19 protein-coding genes are annotated in these 19,079 nt (G+C 57.6%); 15 read left to right on the top strand and 4 right to left on the bottom strand.

Translation table 11 applies throughout. The features are described 5' to 3' along the window. Positions 1 to 2 precede the first annotated feature (2 nt). From AWX27_RS00585 to AWX27_RS00570, 4 genes are all read left to right on the top strand, one after another. Positions 3 to 494 carry an L-2-amino-thiazoline-4-carboxylic acid hydrolase gene (locus AWX27_RS00585; RefSeq protein WP_060418733.1) on the top strand — a complete coding sequence of 164 codons (492 nt, stop codon included), beginning with the start codon at positions 3 to 5 and terminating at the stop codon, positions 492 to 494. Continuing rightward, positions 491 to 1,717 carry a Zn-dependent hydrolase gene (locus AWX27_RS00580; protein WP_060418730.1) on the top strand — a complete coding sequence of 409 codons (1,227 nt, stop codon included), beginning with the start codon at positions 491 to 493 and terminating at the stop codon, positions 1,715 to 1,717. The genes AWX27_RS00585 and AWX27_RS00580 overlap by 4 nt, the downstream gene beginning before the upstream one ends. A gap of 82 nt (positions 1,718 to 1,799) precedes the next feature. Next, positions 1,800 to 2,147, top strand: a complete 348-nt coding sequence (locus AWX27_RS00575; protein ID WP_004938187.1) for an ArsR/SmtB family transcription factor — start codon at positions 1,800 to 1,802, stop codon at positions 2,145 to 2,147. A gap of 3 nt (positions 2,148 to 2,150) precedes the next feature. Further along, positions 2,151 to 2,684, top strand: a complete 534-nt coding sequence (locus AWX27_RS00570; protein WP_060418727.1) for an SRPBCC family protein — start codon at positions 2,151 to 2,153, stop codon at positions 2,682 to 2,684. Here AWX27_RS00570 and AWX27_RS00565 read toward each other — a convergent pair whose 3' ends face one another. Further along, complete coding sequence (locus AWX27_RS00565; RefSeq protein WP_060418723.1) at positions 2,685 to 3,713, bottom strand: transporter; 1,029 nt, start codon at positions 3,711 to 3,713, stop codon at positions 2,685 to 2,687. 255 nt (positions 3,714 to 3,968) lie between these two features. Between AWX27_RS00565 and AWX27_RS00560 the strand changes: the two genes are divergently transcribed. Beyond that, complete coding sequence (locus AWX27_RS00560; protein ID WP_060418720.1) at positions 3,969 to 4,721, top strand: hypothetical protein; 753 nt, start codon at positions 3,969 to 3,971, stop codon at positions 4,719 to 4,721. A gap of 65 nt (positions 4,722 to 4,786) precedes the next feature. Here AWX27_RS00560 and AWX27_RS00555 read toward each other — a convergent pair whose 3' ends face one another. Both AWX27_RS00555 and AWX27_RS00550 read right to left on the bottom strand, forming a co-directional pair. Next, on the bottom strand, positions 4,787 to 6,217 hold the full coding sequence (locus AWX27_RS00555) for a C40 family peptidase (protein WP_072265385.1): 1,431 nt from the start codon (positions 6,215 to 6,217) through the stop codon (positions 4,787 to 4,789). A gap of 139 nt (positions 6,218 to 6,356) precedes the next feature. Continuing rightward, entirely contained in the window at positions 6,357 to 6,941 is a 585-nt protein-coding gene (locus tag AWX27_RS00550; protein ID WP_060418717.1) for a hypothetical protein, read from the bottom strand. Between the two features lie 168 nt (positions 6,942 to 7,109). Between AWX27_RS00550 and nudI the strand changes: the two genes are divergently transcribed. The 3 genes from nudI (at position 7,110) to AWX27_RS00535 (ending at position 10,036) form a co-directional block, all read left to right on the top strand. Further along, the gene (gene nudI / locus AWX27_RS00545; RefSeq protein ID WP_060418714.1) at positions 7,110 to 7,535 is read left to right on the top strand and encodes a nucleoside triphosphatase NudI; all 426 of its coding nucleotides are present in this window, start codon (positions 7,110 to 7,112) and stop codon (positions 7,533 to 7,535) included. A gap of 163 nt (positions 7,536 to 7,698) precedes the next feature. Next, a complete protein-coding gene (locus AWX27_RS00540; RefSeq protein ID WP_060418711.1) occupies positions 7,699 to 8,784 on the top strand; it encodes an acyltransferase family protein in 1,086 nt (361 codons plus the stop codon). A 265-nt stretch (positions 8,785 to 9,049) separates the two neighbouring features. Continuing rightward, the gene (locus AWX27_RS00535) at positions 9,050 to 10,036 is read left to right on the top strand and encodes an MsnO8 family LLM class oxidoreductase (RefSeq protein WP_060418708.1); all 987 of its coding nucleotides are present in this window, start codon (positions 9,050 to 9,052) and stop codon (positions 10,034 to 10,036) included. Here AWX27_RS00535 and AWX27_RS00530 read toward each other — a convergent pair. Next, positions 10,033 to 11,337 (bottom strand): aminotransferase class I/II-fold pyridoxal phosphate-dependent enzyme, encoded by a 1,305-nt coding sequence (locus AWX27_RS00530; RefSeq protein ID WP_060418705.1) that lies wholly within the window; start codon positions 11,335 to 11,337, stop codon positions 10,033 to 10,035. The two genes, AWX27_RS00535 and AWX27_RS00530, sit on opposite strands and share 4 nt — an antisense overlap. Before the next feature lie 66 nt (positions 11,338 to 11,403). On the opposite strand from AWX27_RS00530, the gene AWX27_RS00525 reads away from it, so the two are divergent. From AWX27_RS00525 to AWX27_RS00495, 7 genes are all read left to right on the top strand, one after another. Beyond that, positions 11,404 to 11,658, top strand: coding sequence for a hypothetical protein (locus AWX27_RS00525; protein ID WP_060418703.1), 255 nt, complete (start codon positions 11,404 to 11,406; stop codon positions 11,656 to 11,658). Continuing rightward, positions 11,655 to 12,371: a glutamine amidotransferase gene (locus AWX27_RS00520; RefSeq protein ID WP_060418700.1), complete on the top strand. Its 717-nt coding sequence runs from the start codon at positions 11,655 to 11,657 to the stop codon at positions 12,369 to 12,371. Before AWX27_RS00525 ends, AWX27_RS00520 begins: the two co-directional genes overlap by 4 nt. Before the next feature lie 3 nt (positions 12,372 to 12,374). Then, positions 12,375 to 13,214: a PfkB family carbohydrate kinase gene (locus AWX27_RS00515; protein ID WP_060418696.1), complete on the top strand. Its 840-nt coding sequence runs from the start codon at positions 12,375 to 12,377 to the stop codon at positions 13,212 to 13,214. Positions 13,215 to 13,666: 452 nt separating this feature from the next. Further along, complete coding sequence (locus AWX27_RS00510; RefSeq protein WP_060418693.1) at positions 13,667 to 14,191, top strand: NUDIX hydrolase; 525 nt, start codon at positions 13,667 to 13,669, stop codon at positions 14,189 to 14,191. Positions 14,192 to 14,269: 78 nt separating this feature from the next. Continuing rightward, the gene (locus tag AWX27_RS00505) at positions 14,270 to 15,877 is read left to right on the top strand and encodes a Hint domain-containing protein (RefSeq protein WP_060418690.1); all 1,608 of its coding nucleotides are present in this window, start codon (positions 14,270 to 14,272) and stop codon (positions 15,875 to 15,877) included. A gap of 4 nt (positions 15,878 to 15,881) precedes the next feature. Beyond that, positions 15,882 to 17,636, top strand: coding sequence for a hypothetical protein (locus AWX27_RS00500; RefSeq protein WP_060419683.1), 1,755 nt, complete (start codon positions 15,882 to 15,884; stop codon positions 17,634 to 17,636). Beyond that, positions 17,633 to 19,063 (top strand): hypothetical protein, encoded by a 1,431-nt coding sequence (locus AWX27_RS00495; RefSeq protein ID WP_060418688.1) that lies wholly within the window; start codon positions 17,633 to 17,635, stop codon positions 19,061 to 19,063. Before AWX27_RS00500 ends, AWX27_RS00495 begins: the two co-directional genes overlap by 4 nt. The last annotated feature ends 16 nt before the right edge of the window (positions 19,064 to 19,079 follow it).

Below are 19,079 nucleotides of genomic sequence, written 5' to 3'. Positions count from 1 at the left end.
CGATGAGCTGTGCAAACAACGAATTGGGCATTTTGGCCCGCAGAAAGATCGAAGCGGAGATCATCAAACCGATCTACCAGATTCTGGTGCGTGAAATCGGCAAGGTGCGCGCTCAGGCGGTGATCGGCGAAGCCATCGAGAATGCCGCCATCGCGGCAGGCAAGCAGTTCGCCGCACAGGAGTCGAACGGCGCGGATCTGCGCAGCTTCGCCGCCTTGCAGTACCTGTGGGAAAAAGACGATGCGCTGCGCGTCGAGGTGATCAACCAGGACGAACAGCACTTCGACTATAACGTCACCCGCTGCCGCTATGCCGAGATGTATCACGAGATGGGGCTGGGGGAAATCGGCCACCTGCTCTCCTGCGCGCGCGACAGCCAGTTTATCGTCGGCTATGCCCCGGAAGTCGAGCTGCAGCGCAGCCAAACCATCATGTCCGGCGCCCCCTGCTGCGATTTCCGCTACACCGCCAAAACGCCGGGAGAAGAACAATGACGTATCGGGTCAACGGCGAGCGCCTGTGGCAAAGCCTGCACGCGATGGCGCAGTTCGGCGCCATCGCCGACAACGGCGTCACCCGCCTGGCGCTCAGCGAAGAGGACCGGCAGGCGCGCGATCAGCTGCGTCTCTGGGCACTGGAGGCCGGTTGCAGCGTGCGCGTCGATCGAATGGGCAACATGTTCCTGCGCCGTGAAGGTTCGCGGCCCGAGCTGGCGCCGGTGGTCACCGGTTCTCACGGCGACTCGCAGCCCCAGGGTGGCCGTTTCGACGGCATCTACGGCGTGCTGGCCGGGTTGGAGGTTATTCGCAGCCTTAACGATCGGCAGATCGTCACCGAACGCGCGATTGAAGTGATCAACTGGACCAATGAAGAAGGCGCGCGCTTCGCGCCGGCGATGATCGCCTCCGGGGTGTTCGCCGGGGTCTTCGACCTGGAATACGGCCTGTCGCGCCGCGACGAGCATGGCGTCAGCCTCGGCGAGGCGCTGGAACGCATCGGCTACGCCGGTGAGCATCCGGTGGGCGGCATGCCGACCCACGCCGCCTTCGAGCTGCACATCGAACAGGGGCCGATTCTGGAAGCGGAACACCTCGACATCGGCGTCGTGACCGCCGCACAAGGGCAGCGCTGGTACGAACTGGAGGTCGTCGGCTTCAGCGCCCATGCCGGCACCACGCCGATGGATCGCCGCCGCGACGCCCTGCTGGGCTTCACCGAGCTGGTGACGGCGGTCAACGGTATCGGCTGGGATTTCGCGCCCGATGCGCGCGCCACAGTGGGCATGGCACAAATCACCCCCAATTCACGCAACGTGGTGCCGGGCCGGGTCTTTTTCAGCGTCGAATTCCGTCATCCAGAGGAGGCAACCCTGGAGCAGATGGAGCAGCGCCTGCTGGCGGCGGTAAACCACGTCAACGGAGGCGGCCTGACCGCTCGCGCCGAGCGCATCTTTCAGTATCCTCCGATCGCTTTCGATCGGGGCTGCATCGACAGCGTACGCCACGCCGCACAAGCCTTGGGCTATCGCCATCGCGACATGATTTCCGGCGCCGGCCACGATGCCTGTTACCTTAATCGCGTCGCGCCGACCGCCATGATTTTCATTCCCTGCGTGGACGGTATCAGCCACAACGAACGGGAAGACATCACCCCCGCCTGGGCCGCCGCCGGTGCCGACGTCTTGCTGAACGCGCTGCTGGCACACGCCGACGCCTGAACCTCGCCCCGGTTTTTCGCCGGGGCAAAAAATATTCAACAAAACGGTTGAATATTAGCCTGCCTGTTCTATATTCAACCATATGGTTGAATTATCTTCCTCACAGCTGGACGCCATTTTTCATGCGCTGGCCGATCCGACCCGCCGCTCGATGTTACGCGCGCTGGCCGGCGGTGAACGCAGCATCGGCGAACTGGCCGCGCCGCTGCAAATGTCGTTCGCCGGCGCCTCCAAGCACGTGAAAGCACTGGAACATGCGGGCCTGGTGCAACGCACCGTGCAAGGAAGAAACCATATCTGCCGGCTCGAACCCGAGCCTATGGCGCAGGCCATGCACTGGCTGCAAACCTATGAACATTTCTGGACTGAACGGCTGGATGCGCTCGAACAGGCGCTGCTGCAGCCCGAACAGCTTCCTCCCAAGGAGTGAACCATGAATGATTACGGCATGATTATCGAACCCGGCACGCTGCGCATCCAGCGGCTGCTGCCCGGCCCCATCGAGCGGGTGTGGGCTTACCTGACCGAATCCGACAAGCGCGCCACCTGGCTGGCGGCCGGCGCCATGAAGTTGGAAAACGGCGCGCCGCTGGAGCTGGAGTTTCGCAACTCCGATTTGGCGGGCGAGCACGAACCACCGCCGGCCAAGTACAAACAGCACGGCGGCTGCGTCAGCAACCGCGGCCACATCACCTGCCTGTTTCCGCCGCGCCTGCTGAGCTTTACCTGGGCCGAACAGGATCAGGGCCGTCCTTCCGAGGTGACTTTCGAACTGACGGAACAGGGAAGCGCCGTGCTGCTGACGGTCACCCACCGGCGCTTGGCCAACCGCGACGAGATGCTCAGCGTCGCCGGCGGCTGGCACACCCATCTGGATATCCTGCTGGATCGCCTGCACGATCGGGCGCCGCAGCCGTTCTGGAGCACCCATGCCCGGCTGGAAGAAGAGTACCGCGCCCGCCTGTAATTACGTCTCGTCCCTGCGCCTGAACGCCAGATAACCGGCGATCAGCGTAAAACTGCCGACCAGCAACACCAGTAGGATAAAACCGTGGTGATTGCTGGCCAGCGGGATCCCCCCCACGTTCATGCCGAAGAAACCGGCGACGATATTGATCGGCAATGCCAGCACGGTAATCACCGTCAGCGTGTAGAGCGTGCGGTTGTTCTGCTCCATCAGCTTGGCGCCCAGCTCCTCCTGCAGCAGCCGGATCCGTTCGGTCAGGCTGGCGAGATCGTTCAACACCACGGTGAACTCTTCGGTAAACTGCCGCAGATCCTGCACCACTTCGCGGCTCAGCCAGGTCGGCGGCCGGTTCAACAGGCGAAACAGCGCGGCCGGCTCGGGCGCCAACAGGCGCTGAAAGCGTAATAACATGCGGCGCATGCGCCCCAGCTCGGCGCGGTTGCGTTTGACGCGGCGGGTCAGCAGACGATCCTCAATGGTATCGACATACTGGTTGGCCTGCCGCACCACCTGTTCCAGCACGTCCTCCTGCTCTTCCAGCAGGTGCGCCAGCAGTTCAGTGGACGAGGCCAGCTGCAGCGCCGTCAGGCGGCCGAGCAGCCGTTCAATGAGTCGCACCGGTTTGTGACGCACGGTGACCACCAGCCCACGGCAGCAATAGAGCCACAGCGTCGCCGTCTCCGGGTTACTGTCCTCGGGGTGGAAAATCACGTCGTTGAGCACGGCGAACAGATCGTCGCCCTGGCGCTCGATGCGCGTGGTATGGGAACCGTGACGAATCTCGTGAAAGAAAAAATCGGAAATGGCGAAATGATTTTTCAGCCACTTCTCCGCCGCCGCGTGGTTGAGATTGAGGTGCAACCAGATAAAACCGTCGCCGGGCGGCAACGCCTGGTAGGCCTGGCAAACCTGCTGCGAGTTCAGGCGCGCCGGCGGCTCACCGGAACGAAACGCATGGCCGTAGATCAGCCCGGTCACTTCATCATCGAAATCAAGCTTGTGCATCTTTTCCGCCAACCGTTGCACCATAACGCCTTATCCTGCCTTTCGCCGTTAACCCAGATCGTCCCCGCTGTTATAGCAATCTTTATCTATCGGCGTTAATGATTTTCAGCGTTCCCGATGATTAATATTTTCGTCATAAAAACGTCATCGCCATTCAACATCGTTTTCATCCCTTGCCCGCTCAGCGACCGCACAATGGCAACATGAATATAGAGACTGGTACCCTCCATCACGCAAGACATATATTTAAGGAACACGACCAATAAGGAGATAACGACAATGAATACGTTTATTACAGGCGGATGGAGCCAGTCTCTGACTGGCCAGCCTCTCAAAGAGTTCGATGTCATGATGTATGGCATGGTCACCAACCTTGATGGATTGACCACGGGCACATCAGCGCATCCAGGATGGAGCCCGGAAAAGCAAAACAAACCCGATACTCTCCCCGGTTTTAAAGGAAAGACGCTCTGGGTTTATGGCGGCGGCGGATGCTCCCCACAGCAAAAGCCGGCAAATGAGGATGAAGTGTTGAGGATCGTCGAAGCCACGGTAGACCGGGGCTGGGACGGCGTCGATTTTGATGACGAATGCAATATGAACACCGAACGGGTCATCGAAGCCATGAAACGGCTAAAAGAGGCCCGAAAAGAGACCAGCCTGGGTTTTATTGCCGGCTATTCCTACAATCATCCCAATACGGAAAATGGTAAAAAGCTCAACGAGAAAGTCAGAAAAATCATCCTGTCAGGCCAGTGCGATCGCTTTATTCATTACTGCTATGCCGCAGCGATGTGGAGCGATGACGATATTGTCGCCAATGTCATCCCGGCATTAAAACAATCGTTGGCCAACGGTGCCGAGAATAAAAAATGCATTCTGGCCCTGACGACCCGGGGATTGACCGACTGGAATTTAAATTACTTTATCGATCAGGTTCTGGATTTTAATCTTGGCGGATTGTTTATTTGGAATTACGCCAACCTGACGGATGAACATAATAAAATCATCAAAAACCGGCTAGGCAATTAACACGCCCCGCTTGCCCTCGCCTATCAAGAGACCGTCAAGGCGGCCACTTGATAGGCATTCAGACGTTACTCAATAAAACCCAGTTTGAACTGCGCCTTGCCCGCCAGCGAGGTCAGCTCAGGATCCTCCGGGTAGGTAGCCAGAAGCGGGAAAAAGACTGCGCCGCCGATAATGCTGCGGCTTTTTGAATCTGCCGGGCGCAGGCCCCAGATATTTTGGTACGTCATCGGGACACTCCGGCCGTTAATCGCCGCATTGCCGATATACAGCATGATATGGCCCGGAATGTAGACCAGCGTGGTGAACGGCTTGCCATGCTCCTTGAGATAGCGCAGCCGCTCATCCGTGTTCGCCTGACTGAGATCGACCACTCGGCTTGCCGCCTCTATCTGCGCGGCGGAATTCCTGGGAAGAAACACCCCGAAAGGCATCAACAGGCTGCGCAGTTCAGAAGAGCAGTCATTATTGAAGTTATCATTCCCCCAGCCGTAGGGCCTGCCGCTCATCGAACGCATCAGCGTGGCAAGATGGTCTGGCGTCATTCGCCACGGCATGGCGGCAAACTCCCCCTCCTTTAAATCGATCCGGCGAATTTGCGCGCGACCATCCTCCCGGCGTACCGGCACGGCGACGCTAAAAACGCCCTGCCGATGGCGGTAAAATGGCAGAACCGTGCCATGACGCGCCGTAAAATAAAACAGCTCCCCCTCTTGTACCGACACCGGCTGCTGAATGAATGCCCCCAAATTTTTCCCTGCCAGCGCCAGCCATTCGCTGACAAACCGCCGATCCGCCGCCGCGATATCTTCGCTATGCACCCAGCCGATCACCGTAGGCGATATGACGTATTTCCAGCGTTTATCGCGGCTTTCCGCCACAACGTATACCGGTGTACCGGGGCGGATAGAAGAGTCCTGCAAATTATCAAAGGGATAACCTTGCCCTGCCAGACGCGGATCGTCATAAGCCGGATCGTCTGTCGGCAACATCCTGACCAGCGTTTCCCTAATCGCAATACCTCTGGCCGAAGAATGATAAGCCTTGTCAATGCCGACAGACGCATTATTCCTGACCTGCTGTTTCCAGCGCTCAGCGTGAGCCCTGAAGTTTTCCCCCCAGGAAACGCTGTCATTTCCAAGATATTTATCCATTGCAGCATCACGGTGGCTTTCCGCTTCACGGCTCAAGACGGAAGCGATGTAATGCGGATTCCAGGGGGACTCCTCATTCGGCCCCATGCCAAAATAGTGGGATTTGAGGGCAGAAAAATGACGTTGCTGCGCAGCGTCATCCAGTACGGCGACCTGCCGCTGCGGGCCGGGAGGCAGCCATTTATCGACAGACTGCGAATAATTGTCCAACGGAAAAAGCGACTTGGTTGGATCGATAGGGGCAGACGCCGTAGCGTCGTGAGGTGGCGGTCTGACCGACGCGCTGTGGCAAGCCGACAGCAACAGCAAGAGAGTCAGGCACAGCGGTTTTATTCCATTAAGCATGCGTTATCCACTCCGTGACAGGTTAAAAAGCCCTCTTTATCCTGACCAGAAGCGATCGCAAATGATACTCAATAACACTATCGATTGACGCCCGGTTGAAGAACGACGAGCGAAAGCCCGTCTTCTGCCCTTCACATTTTCACCACGCCAGCAGGCGATCCAACGCCGCCACCGTCCCTTTACGGCCGTTAAACGCCGCCCGATACCAGACGGTGTCTTGTGCGGTGACTAACCGCTCGCTGACCCAGCTTTGCCGGGCCACTTCGCGCAACGCGCGCGCACCCTCGACGGATCGGTACACCAGCCAGGCGCCAAACAATGCGCCGGCCAAGGCGATCCACGGGCTCACCGCCGCCAGCTGCGCGATCAACAGCAGCAACAGCGCCATCTGCAGCACAACTTTCCCGGCGAAAGCGCGCAGAAAAAAGGCTCGCATCTGATTTTCCAGGGCAAAACAGGGATTGGTTAACACCTGGCGGGTTTCCTGTACCGGAATGCCCTGCACATAGACCATCCACTGCGAAGCCTGCCGGGGATTCATTGCCACGCCCTTTTCCACCCACTGATGCAACCGCATCGAAACGGCGACCGGCCAGGCAATCCCGAACAGCAGGCAGTAAAAAATCGCCGCGTTGACGCCACACAGCCCCAATCCGATCGCGGCCAGTACCGCCAGCAGAACCTTGCCGGAGTAAAACCAAAACGGCACCACCTGGTAATTCATAAAGTTCCCTCTTAAGTGAATTCGCAACCCCGCCAGATTACTCCTTTATCAAGGCGTTAAGCGCTGCGGAACAAAAAAATTTTCTCTCGCGCAGAACGCGATCCGGCTTCCGATCTTACGCCCCCAAACCTGCTACCCTGCGGGTTTGTTTTTTGACAGGAGTCTTCCATGCGCCAACGCATCATTGTCTGCCCGCTGATTGAAAACGATAACGCCTTCCTGCTGTGCAAGATGGCCGCGCACAAGGGCGTATTCCCCGGCCAGTGGGCGCTGTCCGGCGGCGGCGTCGAGCCGGGTGAGCAAATAGAACAGGCGCTGCGACGCGAAGTGCGCGAAGAGCTGGGCGCCGCGCTGATCCTCGACAGCATCACGCCCTGGACCTTCCGCGACGACGTGCGCATCAAAACCTACGCCGACGGCAGCCGCGAGCAAATCTATATGATTTACCTGATTTTCGACTGCCATGCCGCCAACCGCGACGTGACGATCAACGACGAGTTTGACGACTACGCCTGGGTGCCGCGCGAGCGCTTGGCGGAGTACGATCTGAACGAGGCCACCCGCTTCACGCTGCGGCAACGCGGGCTGCTGTAGCCGCTACTGCAATGGCACAACGCGTATCACTCTGCAATGAGGAGCGATAGCAGAACGATTGCTTTCCCGAGATACAGGGATACAACCGTGGGCAATTGCCTTCCTGTCCTGCATCGACAATGTTAATATACTGACGGGTAAATTTTAATAATGTGGTTTATGAATGAAAGCAATTACCATTGATCAATTTATAAAAAGAGAAAACAACAACCTTGATTTAATTAGGATTCTATGCGCTTATTTTGTTATTTATGCCCATGCCTTCGTCCTATCTCCATCAGAGGGCAGTAATGACATCTTATACAAAATAACCTTGCTGGGACATGTTTCATTCGGTGGGTTGGCCGTAAAAACCTTTTTCCTAATCAGCGGCCTACTCGTTACCAATAGTCTCCTTGTCAATGGCAAAATAATAAATTATGTTAGCTCACGCTTTCTCAGGGTTTTTCCAGCTTATGCGCTAACGGTCATCGTATCAGCACTCATCATTAGCCCTTGGTTAAGCACACTAAGTCTTTCCGATTATTTCATATCAAGTGACGTTTGGTCTTATGTCATTAAAACATTAAAACTTGATGTTCAGTACCATCTCCCCGGCGTCTTTAGCAACAATGCCACCAACGCCATAAACGGTTCTCTTTGGACTATTCCTATGGAAGCGAAGGCATATTCTTATTTGCTCTTAATATACCTGACAAGCCTTATCTTTGGCCCCTACAAGAAGCTATTTATCGCATTCATATCAATCGTCATACTCGTTGAGCCCTTTACGCCGTTAAAAGGTCATCTGATTGCGAAATCAGACAGCCCAAGCATCTATTTACTTTATCCTTTTTTTGCAATAGGTTGCCTTCTGGCAATACTGAAAGATCGGGTAACCACCCGCGACCTGTTGGCAATAGCCATTATCGCACTCATCGCTTTCTTTATCGTCAACGATGAGGTCGGCAAGACCGCGTTATTTTACGTTTTCGCCACTATGCTTCTATTATACTGCGCATCGACGTCCTATCTGAAAAAGTTTAAGATAAAAAATGATATCTCCTACGGCATTTATCTTTGGGCATTTCCAACACAGCAAGTCATCGCATCCGTATTTGTGGCATCGCCCTACATCAATATTGTACTGTCGATGATCATTTCAAGTGCTTTTGCCTATTTAAGCTTCAAATGGGTAGAAAGCCCGGCCATGACAATCAACAAAAGGCTGCAAAAAAATCACGTATCACTGCAAAGCGATCGTGTTTAAAGAAACTGCTCCTGGCAAGTTTATTAAACGAGTCAGGTTTTTCCACTCAGGTATTTCAGATACCTGAACCTCAGGTGTGCATCTAAAACCCAGTGTTGTTTACACCGAACGGCGTTCAACATTTCGTCGCTTAGGCATTATTCTGTTCTGCGCATATCCAAATCCGTTTTGGATCAATGGAATATCCTATCGCCAATCAGTATTAAGGCACGCGCCGCCCGCATGGTATTTGTCAGGCATATCTGATGAGGAAAGGAGCGGGAAAATGGCTTATGCCTTGAGCATATTGGAAAAGAGTCCGATCGCCGACGGGGAAAGCGCCGCTCAGGCGCTGGCGCGCACGCTGCATCTGGCGCAACAGGCGGAACGCTGGGGCTATCGGCGTTTCTGGCTGGCGGAGCACCACAACACGCCGCAGCTCGCCTGCCCGTCGCCGGAAGTGCTGATCGGCTACCTGCTCGGCCAGACGTCGCGCATTCGCATCGGCTCCGGCGGCGTAATGCTGCAACACTACAGCGCCTACAAGGTGGCCGAAAACTTTAACCTGCTGGCGGCGCTGGCACCGGGGCGCGTCGATCTCGGGGTGGGCAAAGCGCCCGGCGGGCTGCCGCTCGCCACCCAGGCGCTGCAGGCCGCTCATGACCGCCAAAACAAACCGGCTTTCCCGCAGCAGCTGTCGCAGCTGACCGCCTATCTGAACGACGACGCCGAGCCGGGACTGAGCGCCACACCGCTGCCGCCGCACGCCGCCCAGCGCTTTCTGCTCGGCGCCAGCAAAGAGAGCGCGACGCTGGCGGCCGAATCCGGCTGGGCCTTCGTGTTCGCCGCGCATCTGAACGGCAATCCGCAGGATATCCGCGAGGCGCTGGCGCACTACACCGCACTGAGCGGTGGCCGCAAGGCGCTGCTGGCGGTGGCGGCGATCGCGGCGCCAAACGCGGAACAGGCCGCGGCGCTGGCGGCGGATATTCAGCAATACCGCGTGCACGTCGCCGGTGAGCAGAGCGTGACCGTCGGCAGCCTGGCCCAGGCGGAGAGTTTCGTGCAGCAGGCCGGCGCCACCGACTACCGCATCGAACCCCGAGAAAGCCATATCCTGCTCGGCACTGCGCCGCAGGTGCATCAGCAACTGGCGCAGCTGCAGCAGCGCTACGGCGTGGACGAGTTCATCATCGACACGCCGATCGGCGAACCGAGCGCCCGGCTCACCTCACTGCAGTTGCTGGCGGAGGAGAGCCTGACGCCGGCCTAGTTGATCGCCGCGCTGGCCCGCATGGCGTCGGCCAGATCCTGCGCCAGCGGCGCCAGCTGCGCCGGCACGACGTTGGCCAGGCTGACGCGGATCGCAGGGTCGCCCTTCAGGCGGAAAGGTTCACCGCCCTGCACCAGCCACCCCCGTTGCGCCATCAGCTGCGCGGCGGCGGTTTCCGACCGCACCGGCAACCACAGATGCAGCCCTTCACCCACCGCCAGCGCCGTGTGATTCAGCGCGTTGAGCCGTCGCACCAGCTCATCCCTTCTGGCTTGATACGCCTGTTGCGCCTGCTGCAGCTGCCCCTCCTGCAAGGCCTGCCCCCACAGTCTGGCGGCAATCTGCTGCAAGATATGGCTGACCCAGCGTTCGCTGATGTACTGATCGGCGCGCATCGCCTGCAGCAACATCGGGTTGCCGCAGGCCAGCGCGATGCGCAGATCCGGGCTGAGAAACTTGCTCAGCGACAGCACGTACAGGCCGCGATCGCCGTCGAACGGCAGATGCAGCGGCTGCTGCGACAGCGGCCCCCAGAAATCGTCGACGATCGCCAGACACTGCGGATTTTCGCTGAGAAAACACCGCCACTGCTGCGCGCGTTGCGCAGAGAGCGAGGCGCCGGTCGGATTGTGGGCGCGCGGCGTCAGGATCACCGCGCCCGCCGCTCCGCTTTCCGGCAACCGGCATCCCTGCTCATCCATCGCCAGCGGCAGCGGCCGCAAACGCAGGTGGCGCAGCAGCGTCAATAGCGGCGGCCAGCAGGGGTCTTCCACCCACACCGCCGCGCCCGGCTGCATATGGCAGCGCAGCGCCTTTTCCATCGCGTCCAGCGCGCCGGAGAATACCGCAGGCTCCCCCAGGCTAACGCCCTGGCGGCCGAGCCACTCGCGCCCCAGGCCGGTCAGTACCGGGAGATCGCCGCTGATGTCATAGCCGTTTTGTTGCGGGAATCCCTCCGCCGCGCCCAGCGCCAACGCCGGCAACAGGGCGGCATCCAGATTGCCGCTGGCCAGATCGCACATTCCCGCCGGCACCTGGCGCGGCGTATAGGTCGCACTCACCGCCGCCAGCGGCGGTTCCAGCACCACCGTTCCCGCCCGCCCACGCGTCGCCACCAGACCGGCATCGCGCAATCGGGCGTATGCGCTGGCGACGGTATTCGCATTGACCTCCAGCTCCGCCGCCAGCTGGCGTACCGGTGGCAGCAGCTCACCCGGTCGCAGCGTGCCGCCTTTGATGCGTGCGGCGATCTGCTCGGCAATCTGGACAGCGCCGCCGCCTTTTGCATACAATGAAGTCATACATAAATCCTTTTGTACTAGTTCAAACAAGATTAGCAGCTTCCGCGGCCAAAAGTAAGGGGTTCCATGGATAAACATTACGTGCTCGACATTCAGTATGCAGGAAAAGCCTTTGCCCGCCTGGAGATGTTCACCCCCTGGGCCGCCGATCAGCTGGAGCAGGCCTGCGCGCTGTTCCCGGCTGCGCAGGGTTATCAGGTGCAGCTCAGCCAGGTCAGCGAACGCCGTATCGTCTACCAGAGCGGCGCGCAAGGCATCATCGTGCTGGGCGAGTCGCTGGCGCTGACGCCGTTCACCCACGCTCACGAGGTTAAACAATGAAAAAAGCCGTCGCCATTCGACACGTCAATTTTGAAAACCTGGGCATCCTCGGTTCCCTGCTCTCGCTGCGTGGCTATCAGATCGACTATTACGATGCCGGCCGCGATGATATTCGTGCTATCAATAATGAAGAGACCGATCTGTTGGTGGTGCTCGGCGGGCCGATCAGCGCTGCCCAGCACTTTTCCGGCGCGCTGCGCTATGATTTTCTCGACCATGAATTGGCGCTGGTCAAACAGCGCCTGGCGCAGCGGCGGCCGACCCTCGGGGTGTGTCTCGGCGCTCAGGTGATCGCCCAGGCGCTGGGCGCCGACGTGATCTCGCTCGGCGTCAAAGAGATCGGCTTCGCCCCGCTGACCACGCTAGCGGCGGAAGACGACTCGCCGCTGGCGCCGCTGGCCGATACGCCGGTGCTGCATTGGCACGGCGATATGTTCACGATCCCGGAGGGCGCCCGCTGCCTGGCCGGCACGGCGGTTTGTCCGCATCAGGCCTTCGACTATCAGGGGTTTGCGCTCGGCCTGCAGTTCCATCTGGAGGCGGATCATCGCGATATCGAACGCTGGCTGATTGGCCATGCCTGCGAGCTGGAACTGGCCGGCGTTGCGCCCCAAAGCCTGCGCGAACAGGCGGCGCGCCACGGCACACAGCTGGAACAGCGTGCGCGGCAGGTGTTCGCCCGCTGGCTGGATAATAACGAACCAAGGATGTAACTCATGCAACAGACTTCACCCTTACGGTCACCGTCCATCGACGTGATCAGCATTCAATCTCAGGTGGTCTACGGCAGCGTCGGCAACGGTATCGCCTACCGCGCCCTGCTGAAAAAGGGGCTGGAAGCGCTGCAGGTGCCCAGCGTGCTGTTCGGCTGCCCACCCTATTACGGCAAACCGCACGGTGGCGTCATCTCCGGCGAGTGGTTCGGCGGCTTTCTCGACGATCTGATCGCCCGCGGCGTGATGAAACGCACCCGGGCGGTGATCGTCGGGTATCTGGGCGATGTGATGCAGTGCCATATTCTGGCCAACTGGCTGCAGCGGGTGCGCGCCCTCAATCCGCAGATAAAGATCTATATCGATCCGGTGATGGGCGATTACGGCGAAGGGATCTACGTGGATGAGCGCATCGTCAACTGCTATCGCTCGCCGTTCCTGCGGCTGGCCAACGGCCTGACGCCGAACGGTTTCGAACTGGAGCAGCTGTGCGGCCGCTCTTTGAGCAGCCGGGAGCAGACGCAACACGCCGCGCAGGCGCTGTTGAACGACACCACCGAATGGGTGCTGGTCACCAGCGCGCCGGGCGTGGCACAGCACGAAGACGAAGTGGGTTTAATGCTGGTCACCCGGCAGGAAGCGCAGTGCTTTACCCATCCGAAGGTCAAATCGGCGGTCAAAGGCACCGGCGATCTGTTCACCGCACTGCTGGTGAGCCATCTGCTGCACGGCACCGCGCTCGACGCAGCAGTGGTTGCCGCCGGCGGCGAAGTGTGCGACGTGCTGGCCGAAGCGGCGCATTTCGGTTGGGAAGAGATCGGCAGCCTGCGGGCGTTAACCTAAACCCTGACCTGGGGCAGCCTGCTGCCCCGCCTCATCCGTCTTGATTGCTCACCGTGGCAATCATTCCGCTGCGAATTTTATTTATTACTCCGTCAATGATGCGCACAGTAATGATAAATTAATTCACTATATATAAAAGATTAAACAACTAATGATTAGAGCCATTTAAAATCATAACCACACTCAACACATTGATTTATTAAAATTAAAGCCAATAAGAAAATAAAAACCGCAAAAAACATTCTGTTTTTTTGATTTCTTAAACTATTCCTCCTCTTTTACAACGCCGTGATTTTATTGATTATCTGTTATGCAAGAATAAACACTTAATTTATTTTTATGTATGTATTGCTTTTTCAAGCGCCATTGCTATTGTTGAATGTGAGTAAAACGCGGCGACAAAGCGATTCACCACCTCCTTTTTATACCATCCTGCGTATAAGGATCTGACTATGCCTATTAAAAAGTATGTCATTCTTGATAGCGCGCCCAAAGCTGTCGGCAATTCCGATTTTATTCTATTAGGGTTAAAGAACGAAGGTTTTGCCAGAGGTTGCCCGATGTTATTTGGCGGCACCGCCGATGCTAAAGATGGCCCGGTCGATGGAAAAAACTTTGCGTTGAATGTAATAAAAAGAGAAACCTGGGAAGAAACCAATCAAAATATCGGCGTGGAACAGGTGGTAAGATATCAGGTTTACCCCAATGACATCAGCGTTTATACCAGTAAAGACTTCACTTTCACCGGGAAAGTGGCCATTGGCGGTGAGTTTGCCTGGATTCGGAAAGTGAGCAAAGGCAAAATAAAAACCTATTTTAAAAACAAACCCGCTGCCACTAAAGACATGTTTGCTCAAGAACTTTATGCAATGACGCTGGATGTCGATATTGAACCCACCGATGCGGAATTCGAACAGTATTTATCTTCAGATTGCCTGAGCGCCATTTACGCTTACTGTAAAGAAACCTGCAAATAACGCCTGTTAAAACGATGGGCACGCCATGATGATGGCGTGCATCTCTGGCAATGCCATTAATTTATTGGTGCCGATATTATGCTCGCAAAAGATTATACGTCAGATGAGAAACGCATCGTAAAAAACGTTATCGACCGATACGAGAACAGCGGCGTATTTCTTATCGAGCCAGGCGATCCGATTTTAACCGAATTTTATGATATTCAATTAAAACTGGCCGGCGTCACCGCCGCCGCCGCACCGCAATTCACCCAGCTCTGGCAGCAGACGAAACGCGTCAAACGGGTCGCAGGCCGGATGAGCGAGGCCAACACCAGCGGCGCTCAGCCGGTGTACAGCATCGTCAGGCTGGATTCCACCGACGGTAAACGTTATCAAACCGACGCCATCGGCTCTCTGCCGGTTCAGGCGACCAATGTGACGCAAACCCTCGGCCTGTTCGACGGCGGCGCCGATAACGTCGGCAAGGTGGAATACAAAAGCGACTACGTTTACACGGCGGACTGCACCATCGGTGCCAGCGGTGACTATCCGCAAAGCCAGACCGGCGGCAGCTTTCCGGTTACGGTGATCTATACCTTCGCGCAAACGGTCGGCCAGCAAACCGTTTACGGCGCCGAAATCGTCACGACGCAAAGCTACCCGAAAGAAATGATCAACGATTCCCCGAGGAATCTGTATAACCAGCGCATGATCAAGATTTGCCTGACGCGTGACGATGGCGACTGTGATTATCGCACCGGCTACGATCAGGACGGCACGGTTAAAGTGCCGATAAAAGGCAACATCACCTATTTTGGCAATATTGATCTCAGCAATGGCAAGCCGGTCAACGCCAGCAATACCATTTATCTTATCCGCACCCGCGCCGGCGGCGATCCAATCACCCCTTACGGCGGCTATAATATTTTTAATTCTGCCGCAACCCGAATCAGCGGAAATAACATCACCTGGGATCTTGACTGGCTGAAATTCAACCGCGTCGATTTTGAATCCGGCGAGATGGTTTATTACGTTTTTAAAATTACGCTTGATGTCGAAGGCCGCAGCATCGCCGCCTTTATTACTAACGCGCCCAAAGAAAGCGATCCGGATCGCCGCCTGCTCAATACCGTACAAATCAAACCGATGCAGATTATTTATGGCTGCCTGGCAGAGGATACGTTGATTTTAATGCAGGATGGGACAGAAAAGCCGATCAATGCCCTCACGGCAGATGAATTCGTTATTTGCTGCAATAACCACCCCAGACGCATTGAGAATATCACCACGGGGCAGGAGCAGCATTACATTGACATTACCGCCCGCGACCAGGCGGCACGTGAATATCGCATAAAAGCCAGCCTGGGGCACCCTTTCGTCACCGCAAACGGTATTTGTCTTGCCCGTGAATTGACCTCAGGCATGCGTCTTAAAACTCGGCACGGTGAGTGCGAAATTACCGCCCTCTCTCTCCAGTCCGGTGAGTTAACCGTTTATAACCTGCAACTCAGCGCTGACTCTCCGCTGCAAAAAACGCAATGCGCCCTCAGTACTTTTTATGCTAACGGCGTGCTGGTCGGTGACGCGCTGGTTCAACACCTCTATGAAGACGAATATCACCAACGCCCTAAAAACGTGCTGAAAACGCTGCCTGCCGAGTGGCACCAGGATTACCACAATATGATCAATGCAGCGGAAGAATAATATCATGTATGAAGGCTACCCCGACTTCCAACGCATTCTTATCTGCGATGATCAACGTTTCGTCGCCGCGTATCGGCAAAACGACGCCTATTATTTATATCCGCAGGCGCTCAGCATTCTGGCGGCCGACCCGTTGGCTTTCTCGCTGGATATCGTGCGCAGCTACAGTACCGAAAGCCTCTACGGCTGGCTGAATTTCACCACGCAATTGCAGTTCGCCGGTGAACAAAGCCTGCAGGTATTCAAGCAACAGTATCCGGATTGTGCGGTGAAGGCGCTGCCGGTCTTGCCGGGCAGCCTGGGATTCGACGTGCCCATCGACTACCACAGCGAACTGTACGGCCGGCACTACGACACCACCTGGTATTCGGCACAGTGCAGTCAATTCATCATTCTGCTCAATGCGGCAAGCACTCAGTTGATCGAGCGCACCCTGCTCGATGAGACGATAGGCTTCAACGCGCGTCTGGACGGTTTCGTCGAAGGCGTATCGCCGCGTCTGGCCTACCGGGTGGAATTTGATGCCCGTGCGCTGATCCTGGCCCTGGCCGCCGGCGTGGAAGGTGCCCATGCCGTGGGCGATACCGGGATTGTCTTTCCCTACGACGGGCTGACCCTCTACCTCAGCCGCAACCTCACCCGCTTGCCGCTCGACATCGACCCACCGCCACCGGCTAACGATCCGGCCGGGGATCTGTTGCTCAGCCAGGCTTTGCTCGACCGGCTATACAACCTGTACGGTGCGCCGTCTGCCGGCCCCGCCGCCGGCAATGTGGCGCAGATCCTGCTGACGCCGCCCCCGCATACCGGCCGGACCCGGTGCGATTTGGCCAATGTCGCGCTGACTCAGCGGCCACTTTGCTTCACGTTGGATCCGTTCGCCGCCGCGCAGCAGATCGCCAAAGTTTCGCCCGATACCATTATCCATCGTACCACCGCACCGCCGCTGCCGGCGGGAGAGCGAGAGATCAACGTCTTTTACGCCTACCCGCTGGGGCTGCAATCCGGCGTTACGATCGATATTCAGCTGACCGTACCGCCCGGCAATATCTACCCGATCGAGCAAACGCAAACGCTGGCGCTGCGCCCCGACCGCACCTGGTTAACCTTCAAGTTTCACAACAGCGCGCTGGATGCACAGCCGTTTTTCTACCAGATCCGCGTGAATTACCCGCAAGACGGCGTTTACCGCACGTTGCCCGGCGAACAACGTCGCTGCGACGAGGATAACCTGGTGCTGGATTACGCCGCGCTGCCTTGCCGCTTCCTGACCCTTTATCTCGACCCAACGTTCGCCCAGCAAAGCCGACTTGGCGGCCCCTATTACTCCGCCGACTGGCGCCAAACGTGGGCGCTCAGCGCATCGGCGCCCTATTTCAGCGCACCGATCCTGGGCGACCCGACTTTTGCTGAGGCGACCGCCTATTCGCTTTCCGGCGACGGCGCCGTCCCGTTACCCGCCCCGATCGTGCAAAACGCCACCATCGGCGCCTACAGTTTTCCGCAGTTCGGCGCACAGCAGGCGACGATCACCGTTCGACTGCCGCCGCAGTCGCTCAGCGCCGTACTGAGTTTTCAGCCGCAGGACAGCGAGCGCATCAGCGACCGCACTTTTACGCATTCGCAGCCGAGCTTCGTCTACAAATGGAACGTCACCTCCATTTTCGCCGCCGGCTTCCGCTACAAGACTCCCACTGGCCCCTGGTCGCCTTATGTCACCGGCGACCAAACGATCGATATCAAGGGTGATACACCATGACCGACGAATTGGATCCGCAACGTACGTTGCAAAACTTCTTTCTTCTTGACCGCGCGCTGGCGTTTCACGACCAAACGCGCCCCAGCGGCTGTTACACCTACGGCAGCTATACGCCGCAGGTGGTGCAGGAAACGCCGGCCGGCAAGATCAGCTCACTGCATTTGCTGACCAGCCCCGGCGGCGGCCTGGCGACCTTCATCGCACCGAAGCTGCCGGTCGACAGGGCTGCGATCGAGGACTATATCCGCCGCCATTTCGTCCCCGCTCCGGAAACCATCACCCTGGAGCAGGAGGAGATCCAGCAATCGCTGTGGCTGCACTTCGCGCAGCGGCCGGCTGCTGCCGCCTACAGCGTCGAATTTGAACAGTCCAAAATGGCGTTGACCCATGAGGAGTCTGGCCGGCTGGCGGGCGCGATCCAGGGAACAAAAGACCAGGTCTATTTTCTCACCCGCAGCCGATTCAGCGTCGACAGCCGCGTCAATGCCCGTTTGCAGGCCGATTGGGTCGCGTTTGTCACCCTGGCCTTCAACGAGCAGGCGCGGCAACCGGAAGCGATCGCCAGGCTGCTGAACCAACAAATCGACGCCGGCGTCGTCATTGTGCAAGCGCAGTTCGACAATGCGCCTTCAGAACAGACGCAAGCTCGCGTTCGCCAGGCGTTGGTAAACACCGCCTCACTGCTGATCGCCAACACGCTACGCAATATCTCGTCGCCAGAACAAATCCCCAACAAGCTGAATTACCAGATCGAATACGACGACACCGTGCCCCAGCGCTATCTGCTGGAGCAGCAACGCGACATTGCCGAACTGCTGAATCGGCTGCCGGCCGACGGCATCATCTCCTTTACCGCTACGCCCCTGCCGGAACCCAGCAGGCCGGATAAGCCGATCGAGCCTCAACGCTGCACCGTCAGCCTGGGATTTGATCCGAAAGGCTTCAATATCATGGCGATAGAGCTGCGCTGGGCAGATCAACAGACGCCGATGGCATGGCCCAGCTTCCCGCCAGTGACGCTGGAAACGACAGCGGCGGTGAGCGATATCGCACTCAAGGTGACCTTCGCCGATTACACCAGTTTCGAGAGCCGGCTGGCGTGGCAGAACGCCATCGCGCTGACGCCGCAGGATGTGGGTTTCTATAGCCTGCTGTTCGACGCCGAGTCTCTGAAGTCCGAATTCAAAACGATCTCCGGCAGCGCCAGCTATCTCCCGGCGGGCCAGGGCAAGAAACAAAACTTCACCTTCGCCTTTTCCGCCGCGCAGTGGCAAGCCATCTGGTGGATCAACGCCCATGCCGCCGGCCTCAACGGCCGGGTGGACTATCGCTGGCAAGGGAAAACGGCGGCGCTATTCCCCAAAAATTACGACTCCGGCCCCCTGCAGGCCACCACCGGCCCCATCAAACTGCAATACCACAAGTGACATAAACAAGAGGACC

This window comes from Serratia sp. 2880STDY5682894, assembly GCF_001537385.1.
Classification (GTDB): Bacteria; Pseudomonadota; Gammaproteobacteria; order Enterobacterales; family Enterobacteriaceae; genus Serratia; species Serratia nevei.
Note: the sequence above shows the minus strand (reverse complement) of the source record. Positions and strands in the feature narration are given on the sequence as shown.